Source organism: Draconibacterium sediminis (genome assembly GCF_000949475.1).
GTDB lineage: Bacteria > Bacteroidota > Bacteroidia > Bacteroidales > Prolixibacteraceae > Draconibacterium > Draconibacterium sediminis.
Genome location: NZ_JRHC01000008.1, coordinates 91,759 through 103,742 on the forward strand (window position 1 = coordinate 91,759; position 11,984 = coordinate 103,742).

The following is an 11,984-nucleotide window of genomic DNA, read 5'->3' on the forward strand; positions in this document are numbered from 1 at the left end:
TTTTTAGTAGAATGATTTCCCTGATGAACATGTATATTGTTAATTCAAAAAAATATAGTTTTGCAAGGTTAAACAGCTCGTAGCGCATTGCTCAAAAGCTTTAAATGAATTTTTGATGAAGGTATATAAATTTGGAGGCGCATCGGTAAAAGATGCGGCCGCAGTAAAAAATGTATTTGAAATTATTAAAAGCGAAAACGGAAACCTGAGCGTGGTTATTTCGGCCATGGGAAAAAGTACCGATTTGCTGGAAACATTAATAAAAGCCTACTATAACAGCAACAACGAAAAGTGGACAATCTTCAATAACTTTAAGAACTACCACATTGAAATTATCGGCGATTTGTTTGGCGAAAAAGGAATGCCACAGGGTGTTTATGAGTTGTTTAGCGATCTGGAACACAAATTAAATTCGCGTCCGTCGTACGATTTTAACTTTGAATACGACCAGATTATCTGTTACGGTGAGCTCATTTCTACCCGCATTGTTAGCGATTACATTACCGCCACCGGATATAAAAATAAATGGATCGACATTCGCACCTGTCTGAAAACTGATGACACTTTCCGCGATGCACATGTTGACTGGGAATGGACCGGTGAACTGATTCGCGAAGAGTTCAACTTTTCCGACACAAGCTTATACATCACACAGGGATTTATCGGCTCTACAACCACCAACCTCACTACCACGCTGGGGCGTGAGGGTTCGGATTTTACGGCTGCCATTATCGGTAGCTCGCTGAAGGTTGAAAGTGTGTCGATATGGAAAGACGTACCGGGAGTGTTAAGTGCCGACCCGAAAAAAATGAGCGACACGGTGATGATCAACGAGCTGTCGTACAAAGAGGCGGTTGAGATGACGCATTCGGGAGCAAAGGTAATCCACCCAAAAACCATGCAACCGCTGCACAACCAAGGAATTCCGCTGCTGGTAAAATCGTTTGTCGAGCCTAAAAATCCGGGCACGGTTATTCATAAAATCGATCATAAAATTGAACTGCCTCCGATTTTTATTCTGAAAGAAAACCAGGTGCTGATTACCCTTTCTGCTCTCGATTTCTCAATAATCTCGATTAGCGATATTGAGCGGGTGGTAAATTTTCTGATGGAAAAACTGATAAAGGTTACATTGATGCAACAATCGGCCATCGACCTTAACATTGTTGCCGATGCTTCAGACGAAAATCTGGAGGATATTTTCAGCGAACTTTCGGGCGATTATAAAATACGTTACAATACCGATCTTACGCTGGTAACCATCCGGCACTACACCGAAGAGGTGCTCGACTGGATGGTAAAAGAAAAGGATATTTACCTGGAACAGCACAGCCGTTTAACGGCACGGATGCTGATTAAAGAATAAGAAAAGGCTACCGGAAGTGTTATTTCCGGTAGCCTTTTTCTTTTAATTTCACCCATATTCAGAAAAGCGATTGGCAGCCGATTGACAATTAATACAGATGTGAAATCAAAATGAGTCCTATTTCAGTAAATTCCTACTTTCAACCGGCATTAATCATTGCGATTTCACCGTTTCGCTCAAGGCTCACACTGAAATACAATTGGTATAATTTACAGGAATCGATTTTTCTTGTAATTTTAGAAACCCATTTCTTACCTATAAACAAAAACAGCTAACTGAAATGAAGCAAAAAAAGACATTGCCTTATATAATTGGAGTTGCGGTTGTAATTATTATTGTGCTTATCGTGGGCAAAAAGCAAGGATGGCTTGGCAGCGATGTTAGCGTAAAAGTGTCAACCGAAACCGTAGAAAGTAAAACCATTACCGAGTTTATAACCGCCAACGGAAAAATTCAGCCGGAGACTGAGGTAAAGATCAGTCCCGATGTGGCCGGTGAGATCGTTGAGCTGCATGTTGAAGATGGCGATGCGGTTGAGCAGGGAAAATTACTGTGTGTTATAAAACCCGAAATGTATGTTTCGGCAGTAAACCGGTCGGAAGCCGCCGTAAACTCATCGAAAGCAAGACAGGCTCAAGCCGAGGCACAACTAATTGAAAGCGAACTTTCGTATAAACGCTCCAAACAATTGTATGAAAAAGGTACGATTCCGGTTTCGGAATTTGAGTCGGCAGAAGCAGCCTACAAAGTTGCACAGGCTGAAGCCCGTGCCGCACAATATTCGGTTTTAAGTGCTCAGGCATCGCTTGATGAAGCTGAAGAGCAGCTGATAAAAACAAAAATTTATGCTCCTATTACAGGAACGATTTCGGCATTGAATGTGGAAAAAGGTGAACGCGTAGTGGGAACCAGCATGATGGTAGGAACCGAAATGATGACCGTTGCCGACCTCAACAAAATGGAGGTGCAGGTTGAAGTGAACGAAAACGATATTGTAAAGGTAATGAAAGGCGATACCGCACTGGTAGAAGTTGATGCTTACCTGAACCGCAAATTCAAAGGTATTGTTACCGAAATTGCCAACTCGGCAAGCGTTACCGGAACCAGTTCCGACCAGGTAACCAACTTCGATGTAAAAGTGCTTTTGCTAAAAGATTCGTACGAAGATTTGATCGATCCTGAGAATGGTAACCTCTACCCTTTCCGCCCCGGAATGTCGGCTACCGTTGATATTCTTACAGAAACCCGCGAAAATGTTATTTCGGTACCGATCTCGGCAGTTACAACACGGATTAAAAAAGAAAACGGCGGCACCAAGGAAGTTGATACGGATTCGGAAAATTCTTCGGATGACGAAAACACTACACAGCGCGATGAAAAACAGGAAGTTGTTTTTGTGTATGCCGATGGCCGCGTATTAAAAACTGAAGTAGAAACCGGAATTCAGGATAACAACAGCATTGAAATTCTGAAAGGAATTAAAGAGGGCGACGAGGTAGTTACCGCGCCTTACACCATTATTAACCGCACGTTAAAAGACAGTATGCAGGTTAAAAAGGTTAGTGAGGAGGAGTTGTTTACAGCTGAGGATTAAAATAACTATAGACAAATAAAAACAGGGTTGCGATTTGATTCGCAACCCTGTTTTTATTTATGATTCTATCTCTTATTCTCCGGGGAAATAATCGCGCGAATCAATAACAGTAAGGTTATTGGTGTGCGCCCGGGTCATATCCAGCACGGCTTGCTCCGAAACCTTTTCGCCTTTGTAAGTGTAGGTTTTATCCAGCGCCACACGTTTTAGCAGAAGGTTTTTATAATCCACTTCAAAGGTGTAAAGCACATCGGTAAAATAATCCGTATTGTTTTGCCCGATTGCCAGCGCCCTGCCCTGACGGTTATTTTTTGGCGCCACTGCTTCGCCTTCAATTTTTAATATCGAATAATCTTCCTTATTAACGGTAATTTTTCCTTTAAACGTACCGGCATAATAATCGCCTGTAGTTGCCAGCGAAGTTACTTTCGGGCTAAAGGAAATCACCCAAAATTCTTTTCCTTCTATTACGGGTTGGCTTTCCAGTGCCAGCTGATAATCGTTTAACAACGCAGGGCTTAAAACACCCGATGCCGAACGCACCCAGTCGAATCCCAACAAATCGTCGAGGTATAATTGTGCGCTTGAAAAGCTGTAATCTGCGTCGCTCTGCTCTTTTGTAACCGAATAGTTCCGAGCCTTAAAAGCATCAGCTTTCGAAGGATTTGTGTAACCTGTTTCGTCGTAAAGCAATACCGTTGCAATTTGCGGCGATTTCACCTGCCCGTTAACCGCCTTTTCTTTTGAATAAGCAAAGTGCATATTAAACGGCCCCGAACCATAATTGTATTTAATATTATCTGAAGCCAGGCGCAAAATGCGAATCAAAACTTTATTTTGAGCAGCAACCCCCACCTCTTCAACGTCGTACGATTGCGACTCTAATTTTATCACTGCAAATTCTTTTGAAAAAAGATCTTTTACCGGAAATTGTTTGTTGGTAAAACCCACTGCCGAAAAGTAAATGGCTTTATCCACCATATCTTCAGGAATCTTCAACTCAAAATTCCCCTCGCTATCGCTGGCGGTACCAAAAAAAGTACCTTCCAAACCAATATTGGTATACGAAACCGGGCGATTTGTATTGGCATCAACCACTTTTCCTTTAATGGTGTGTGCCACCTTCGATCCGCTTTGCCCCAACGCTGTAAGGGCTACGAAAACTGTAAAAATGAGTATAATTGTTTTCTTCATGACCATCAATTTTAAAAAATAAAAGTAAGAAATAAATACCACACCCGCTTATTAAAACGTTGTATTACCCAATTATTATTGTGTATCTTTGTTTTGAACATAAAAAGATCGTTATGAGTAGAAAATATATCATTCTTGTTATTAGTGTAGTTTTGATCGGACTGTCGTCGTGTGTATCAAAAAAGAAATACCTTGAAATGGAAGCCGGCAGATTAAAAGCCGAAGAACTTTCGCGAAAACTCGATGCCGAGAACAATGCCAAAACCGAACGTATTAAAGCTTTGATTGCCGATTTTGAGGCCATGAAAAACGAGTTAATGGAAAGCAATGCCATGAAGGAGCAGGATATTGCCGAGCTGAAAAAAGAAGTGGCCGGGCTGAATGAAGAACTCAGCAGCAAACAGGAATCGTTGCAGGAAACAAGTTTTAATCTTGATTTTGAAAAACAACGTTTAACCAACGCGCTGGAAAGTAAAGAAGCGTCGATAAAATCGTTACAAAACGAAGTAAACACGCTGGAAAGCGAAGTTTCTGAGAAGAACTCGGCCATCGATCAAAAGAACTTTGAAATTAACCGGTTAAACCAGGAAGCAAAAGTTCTGGAAGGAAAAATTAAAGCTGGCGATGATAAGCTAAATACGCTGCAGGGACAACTTGATAATGTTCGTTCGGAAACACAGCAACTGCAAAATCAGCTTAAAGAAAAGGATGAACAGATTAATAAACTTACCAACCAGGTTAAGTTGCTGAAAAGTGAGATTGGCAGTTAATTCTTTTTGTTTAACAGCGCCGGAACGTCAAAAAAAAATCTGGAAAACAATTAACAAAACGAGCACTTGCTTGTTTAAAGAGGTTAGAATAATGAGCCGTTTTAATTAACTGTGTTTATTATTTGATTGCAAAAATTAATGAAAGTTTACCCTTTCATTGGGAAGGCCTGGTCATCACCGGGCTTTCTTTTTTACTTCAACTTTGTAAAGGGAGAAAAAAAGGTACCTGCAACGCAAATACCTTTTTAAGTGTCTGAATCTAACATGCTTCTATGAAAAATTGCGTTTTGCTATTCCTCGTCATTATCAACCTTGGCGGTTGGTGCGTCACCCTGCTCGAACCACATTCGGTTACCAACGCTATAATACCTGTCAGCTAATTTAGGATTAGCCTCCAGCTCGGCAGTTGAATAGGGTAAATAAGGCACAATTACGTCGTCGCCTTTTTCCCAGTTAGCAGGTGTGTATACAAATTTCGATTCGGTAAGCTGCAAAGCTTCTACCATCCGAACAAATTCATTCATATTTCGTCCAACTTCTACCGGGTAGAAATTTACCGAGCGTACAATATTTTTATCATCGATAATAAATACGCCCCGAACATCACGGTCAGTGCTCTCCTCATCGTGTAACATTCCGTACAAACGCGACACCTTTGCGTCAGGATCTTCAATTATCGGGAAATCGATATTAACCGTCCCGCGTTGTTTATAGTCCAACTCCTCCAGATGAGCTTTCCACATCTTATGTAACACAATATCATCTGTTGAAACTACGGCCAGCTCAACACCCAATTTTTTGAATTCTTTTTGCAGGTGTGCCAATTCCAGTAACTCAGACGAGCATACCGGAGTGAAGTCGGCCGGGTGGCTTAGCAGGATTTTCCAACTACTTCCGAAATCATTTGGAAAAGTAATTTTTCCGTTGGTTGTGTTTGCACTAAATTTTGGAGCTTTTGATCCTATTAAGGGGATTTTGTAGTCGCTTGCGCTTACTACTCCCACGGCCAGAATCACAGCCAAAAAGGTAAACATTAATTGTTTCATAACTTTGAATATTAAATGATTGCGACACTAAAATACAATCATCATATCCGCCATTTTATGTTGAAGAACATATTTTTAATGTGACCAAAAACATTGTGTTTGATGCTTCGCCAACACTAAACCCAATAAATAACGAGATTGCAAGCAATATTTTGTTTTTGATTACATTTTAAAGATATTCACATCTTTTTATATTCAATATGAAAGTTGAGGAATACACAAATTAAATACTTATTTGTATTCTATTAACAAATCATTGATTATTTGTCGAATTCTTCGTTCAATTATTCGAGTTCGTAATCCAGCTTAAATAATTTGGAATACTGCACAATCGACTCCCTTACCTGGTATTCCGTGGCTGTGTACGGAAGTACATTTTGCCCGTTAAACCACATCATAAAAGTATCGGCATAAGCCTCATTCAAACCGGTAAGCTTCATCACCATTTCTTTATTGTAGTTTCTCGAATGCATTTCCCAGTTTTTCATTATCGCCATATCCTCGCGTACCTGGCGTTTGCGTTTTTCGCGTTTACCGTAATATTGTGCAAACGATAAAGGACTTACCAGCGCTGCAATGATCGGAGGTTTTTCATTAAATGCATCGCCTCTCAAGGTTGGGTCAAGGTCTGTTGGATTTCCGTGATCGAAATAATCCAGCTGACGGGCTTCACCTTCAACGGTAACTTCACCGACATTATAAAGTACAGGATCCATATAAAACGTAAGCATTTCGTAGCCGGTGTAATAGGATGGCACTTTCAGAATAAAAGTTTTGTAACCCACAGAAGTAACTTCGAGCGAATCAATATTAAGCATCTCCAGCGTAAAAATCCCCTCTCCGTTGGTAATTGTTCCGCTGTGTGTGCGGTGATTAATTATGTTGGCATAAGGTACTGCTGAACTATCGGAAGAACTCAGGATTTTTGCTTTCAGTTCAATCAACATCGGATCAACCGGATAATTCTCATCCTGAGCCCAAACTGAAAAACTCATCAAAACAACTAATAGCAGCAGTAAATATCTATACATAAGTGCGTAATTCTATTCCGTATGCAAATCTATGCAAAAGAATTTAACCATTTTGAAGATAACACTATTTAACTGGTTTTTAACAGATGTTAAGGGGATATAGGGAAATAGTCATAGCATGACTTGGAGTCATACTATGACTGTATGAATTATTTCATTGAAGCGATGCGCTCTTCCAACACTTTAATATTGGCTTCGGCATCAGCTTGTTTTGCTTTTTCTTTGGCAACAACCGCTTCGGGTGCATTATTTACAAAACGTTCGTTACTCAGCTTTTTCATTACCGAATTCAGGAATCCTTTGAAGTATTTCAACTCCTCTTCCAGCTTTTCCAACTCTTCTGCCACATCAATAAATCCATCAAGCGGAATATAGAAACTGGTTGATTTTACGCGGAACGAAGCTGCTCCTTTAACTTCTTCGTCAACAGCTGTTAACTCAGTAAGATTACCCAATTTGATGAGAATGCTGTTGAATTTAGCATCAAAACCTTTATCGCCTTTTTGCACCGAAAAATCGATAGCATCTTTAAAGGCAATATTTTTGTCTTTACGGATTTTACGAATTCCCGATACCGCTTCTTTTACATCCTCGAAAGCAGCAAGAAAAGCCGCATCGTAGCTGGTATTAGCCGGCAACTGACTGATCATGATACTTTCGCCTTCTTTACGCTCATCAAGCAATTGCCAGATCTCTTCGGTAATAAAAGGCATAAACGGATGCATCAGACGCAACATTTGGTCGAACAGCTCAACAATTTCAGCATAAGTTAAGGCATCAATCGGTTGCTGATAAGCTGGTTTTACCATTTCGAGCAACCACCCCGAGAACTCGTCGCGAACAGTAGTATAAACGGTCATTAAGGCTTCCGAAATTCGGAATCCATCAAACTGTGTATTCAACGTTTCTACCACCTGTGCCAGTTTATTTCTAAACCACTCAATGGCCAGTTTTGAATGTTCCGGTTGTTCGATATCAGAAGATACTTCCCAGTTTTTCACCAAACGGAAAGCATTCCATATTTTTGTTGAGAAACCGGCTCCCTGTTGCGGCAAACTTTCGTCGAACAACAAATCGCCACCTGCAGGAGAACAAAGTAACATTCCCACACGAACACCGTCGGCACCGTACTTGGCAATCAAATCCAGCGGATCGGGTGAGTTACCCAGCGACTTCGACATTTTGCGACGTTGTGCATCGCGCACCATTCCGGTAAAATATACGTTCTTGAACGGGAAATCATCGCGGTATTCGTAACCTGCAATAATCATCCGGGCTACCCAGAAGAAAATAATATCGGGTGCGGTTACCAAGTCCGAACTTGGATAATAGTAGTTTACCTCCTCGTTCTCCGGCTCACGAATTCCATCGAAAACCGCAATCGGCCACAACCAGCTCGAGAACCAGGTATCCAAAGCATCTTCATCTTGTTTCAAATCGGCTGCAGTCAATTCTGCATTACCCGATTTTTCTTTTGCCATCTCCAACGCTTCTTCCGCAGATTCGGCACAAACATAAGTTCCGTCGGGCAGGTAGTACACCGGAATTTGGTGTCCCCACCACAACTGGCGGCTAATACACCAGTCTTTGATGTTGCCCATCCAGTGTTTGTAGGTATTTTTAAATTTCGGAGGATGGAAGCTGATCGTATCGTTCATCACGTTCTCCAAAGCCGGTTTTACCAGTTCTTCCATTTTCAGGAACCACTGTGCCGACAATTTTGGTTCGATGATCACATCGGTGCGCTCCGAGAATCCTACCTTATTGGTATAGTCTTCTATTTTAGCCAGGTTTCCTGCTTTCTCCAGTTCAGGAACAATTTTATCGCGAACAACAAAACGGTCTTCGCCAACAAACAGCTCAGCTTTTTCGTTAAGTGTTCCGTTGTCGTTAAAAATGTCGATGGATGGCAGGTTATACCTCAAGCCGATTTCGTAGTCATTAATATCATGGGCCGGTGTAATTTTCAAACATCCGGTACCAAATTCCATATCTACGTATTCATCCTCGATAATCGGGATTGAACGGTTGATCAGCGGTACCAAAACACGTTTTCCTTTCAGGTGCGCAAAACGTTCGTCTTTCGGATTTACACAAACGGCTGTATCACCCAAAATCGTTTCCGGGCGTGTGGTTGCAATGGTTACAAACTCGTCCTCACCTTCAATTTTGTAATTCAGGTAGTAAAGTTTACCCTGCATTTCTTTGTAGATCACTTCCTCATCAGAAAGTGCAGTTTTTGCTGCCGGATCCCAGTTTACCATACGAACGCCGCGGTAAATCATTCCTTTGTTAAACAGGTCGACAAAAACTTTGATTACCGATTCGCTGCGAGCTTCATCCATGGTAAAAGCTGTACGATCCCAGTCGCACGAGGCACCCAGTTTTTTCAGCTGCTCGAGGATAATACCACCGTGTTTATCGGTCCACTCCCAGGCATGTTTCAAGAATTCGTCGCGCGAAAGATCGTACTTGTCAATTCCTTCAGCGTTTAGTTTGTTTACCACTTTGGCTTCGGTAGCAATCGATGCATGGTCGGTACCCGGCACCCAGCAGGCGTTTTTACCGGTCATTCGCGCGCGGCGGACCAGAATATCCTGAATGGTATTGTTAAGCATGTGCCCCATGTGCAACACGCCGGTTACGTTTGGCGGCGGAATTACAATCGTGTAAGGTTCGCGCTCGTCGGGTGTGGAGTGGAAATATTTGTTATCCATCCAGTATTTGTACCATTTATCTTCAACCTCGGCCGGGTTGTACTTGCTCGGAATTTCCATCTGACTCATCTTGAAATATCTAGCTAAAAATTTGAGGTGCAAAAGTACAATTAAAAGTTTAGAGTTCAATGTTCAACAGAAAGAGTTTAGGTTCTGAAGGTTGAGAATTAAAATATACTATGGTTAACCCTCTGTTAGATTCATCGAATGGCTATTAGCCTTTTCTTTATTCAGCACCATAAACCGCGCTAAAGTAAGGTACAATCCTTAACACCCCACAACCCGCATATTGCTGATATACAGCGTCCTGTTAAGATTTCACCCGTCCTGTAAGGTTTATACCCTCCCTGTTAAACAGGAACTGCTAATAATCCAACAGGACGACCAAAATCCTTACAGAATTGCAAAAAAGTGGTACAGGACGACCAAAAAGCTAACAGGACGGCGATAAAACCTGCAGGAAACAAAAAACCACGAACAGAGTAGTTTCTACTACACCGTCCGTGGCTGAATTATATATGTTATCGGTTTTTCTTATTGACGGGCAACCTCGCCATGGTAGCCCAGGTCGAGGCCTTTCTTTTCGTCCATGCGCCCTACTTTTACAGGTACAAAGCGGTTAATTGTTTTTAACATGCCCCAGGTAAATACAAAACCCCAGGCCGACGCAAAAATTATTGCCGTAATCTGTTTCAGGAAGAAGCTAAATCCGCCTCCAAAAAACAAACCGTCGGAACCATTGGCGTTAACGGCTGTGGTTCCGAATAAGCCCAGAAGAATGGTTCCAAGTACACCTCCAATTCCGTGCACGCCCCAAACATCAAGGGCATCGTCCCAGCGTTGACGCTCAACAAATTTAACTGCCTGGTAGCACACCATTCCGGCACACAGGCCAATAAACATGGCGGTTCCGAGCGTGACGTAACCTGCAGCAGGAGTAATTGTTGCCAGTCCGGCCACAGCACCGGTCATTAACCCTATAAAAGTAGGCCGTTTTTTGCCGGTGGTCCATTCAATTCCCAGCCAGGTAATAGCTGCCACCGATGCGGCCACATCGGTATTTAAAAAAGCCTGTGCGGTAACAGCATCCACATCCAGTTCACTTCCGGCGTTAAAACCATACCAACCGAACCACAATAAACTGGTTCCGATAGCTACCAGCGGAATATTGTTTGGGCCGCTGTTCTTTTCGGCACGGGATCCTACAAAAAACACTGATGCCAATGCTGCAAAACCGGCGGTTGCGTGCACCGTAATTCCTCCGGCAAAATCAAGAACTCCCCATTCGGCAAGGATTCCACCTCCCCAAACCATATGCACAAAGGGATAGTATACAAAGATTTGCCAAAGAACCAGAAAGATGACGTAAGCCTTAAAAGTTACCCTGTTAATAAAAGCTCCGGTAATTAAGGCAGGAGTAATAATGGCAAACATCATTTGGTAAGCCACAAAAATATATTCCGGGAAATTACGATCGGCCGACAAGGGTGTACTTGCTGTAACTCCGTTCAGAAAAGCTTTATCGAAATTTCCAATGATGCCGAAAAAATCGTTTCCGTCGACCAGGGTTCCGCTAAAACACATGGAGTAGCCAAAGCTAATCCACAGAATAGTTGTAATTCCTAACGACACAAAACTCTGCATCATAATACTCAGGATATTTTTTTTACAGCCCAAACCGCCGTAAAAGAAAGCCAGTCCGGGAGTCATTAACATTACCAAACTGGTAGCCACAATCATAAAGGTAGTCAGCCCTTTGTCAAACATCATATTCTTAATTCTTTTTTGATTTCGATGACCAAAAATAGAATATGACTTTAATAATTTGACAGTTTTAAAGCTTCCCAAAATTCATTTATCTACTTTTTCGTACATTTTTCTGACATTTTAAAAGCCCGCAAATACATTTTACAACAACTCATTAAAACAGGGTCCAGGTTTCGAACGATTCATTTTCAACCCGGATTTTTAAATTTTGGACGGGGTGAATTTTTTATCGAACAAAAAATAGCTGCAAAATTTGAAATTGAACGGGGTTAAAATCAAATTCAGAAAAAAGGAAAAACATGAAAAAGCAGTGAAAACGATGACAAATCTCACCTTTTTTAAATTCACTCTAAATTAGTACCTGTTAAACTTGAATTAATATTAGCCACACTTATCAGTTCCAATTTGCCGAGCTCGCGGGATAATCCCGACTATTTCAGCTGACAAAACTTCCTACGCGGATAAAAAATTAATTCTATGAAAAAGAAAGGCGAAATCT

The 11,984-nt window shown here is 41.6% G+C and carries 8 protein-coding genes; 3 read left to right on the top strand and 5 right to left on the bottom strand.

Annotated elements, in window-relative coordinates:
* Positions 1 to 115 precede the first annotated feature (115 nt).
* Entirely contained in the window at positions 116 to 1,366 is a 1,251-nt protein-coding gene (locus LH29_RS22100; protein WP_045033514.1) for an aspartate kinase, read from the top strand.
* A 280-nt stretch (positions 1,367 to 1,646) separates the two neighbouring features.
* Positions 1,647 to 2,960 carry an efflux RND transporter periplasmic adaptor subunit gene (locus LH29_RS22105; protein ID WP_045033515.1) on the top strand — a complete coding sequence of 438 codons (1,314 nt, stop codon included), beginning with the start codon at positions 1,647 to 1,649 and terminating at the stop codon, positions 2,958 to 2,960.
* 72 nt (positions 2,961 to 3,032) lie between these two features.
* Here the strand turns inward: LH29_RS22105 and LH29_RS22110 are convergent, their stop codons facing one another.
* Entirely contained in the window at positions 3,033 to 4,154 is a 1,122-nt protein-coding gene (locus LH29_RS22110) for a carboxypeptidase-like regulatory domain-containing protein (RefSeq protein ID WP_045033516.1), read from the bottom strand.
* Positions 4,155 to 4,267: 113 nt separating this feature from the next.
* On the opposite strand from LH29_RS22110, the gene LH29_RS22115 reads away from it, so the two are divergent.
* Positions 4,268 to 4,924, top strand: coding sequence for a hypothetical protein (locus tag LH29_RS22115; RefSeq protein WP_045033517.1), 657 nt, complete (start codon positions 4,268 to 4,270; stop codon positions 4,922 to 4,924).
* A gap of 290 nt (positions 4,925 to 5,214) precedes the next feature.
* Here the strand turns inward: LH29_RS22115 and LH29_RS22120 are convergent, their stop codons facing one another.
* From LH29_RS22120 to LH29_RS22135, 4 genes are all read right to left on the bottom strand, one after another.
* Positions 5,215 to 5,970, bottom strand: coding sequence for a peroxiredoxin (locus LH29_RS22120; protein ID WP_052671175.1), 756 nt, complete (start codon positions 5,968 to 5,970; stop codon positions 5,215 to 5,217).
* Positions 5,971 to 6,254: 284 nt separating this feature from the next.
* Positions 6,255 to 7,001 (bottom strand): peptidase associated/transthyretin-like domain-containing protein, encoded by a 747-nt coding sequence (locus tag LH29_RS22125; protein WP_045033518.1) that lies wholly within the window; start codon positions 6,999 to 7,001, stop codon positions 6,255 to 6,257.
* Between the two features lie 149 nt (positions 7,002 to 7,150).
* Positions 7,151 to 9,787, bottom strand: a complete 2,637-nt coding sequence (locus LH29_RS22130; protein ID WP_232302875.1) for a valine--tRNA ligase — start codon at positions 9,785 to 9,787, stop codon at positions 7,151 to 7,153.
* 465 nt (positions 9,788 to 10,252) lie between these two features.
* Positions 10,253 to 11,488, bottom strand: coding sequence for an ammonium transporter (locus tag LH29_RS22135; protein ID WP_045033520.1), 1,236 nt, complete (start codon positions 11,486 to 11,488; stop codon positions 10,253 to 10,255).
* Positions 11,489 to 11,984 lie beyond the last annotated feature (496 nt).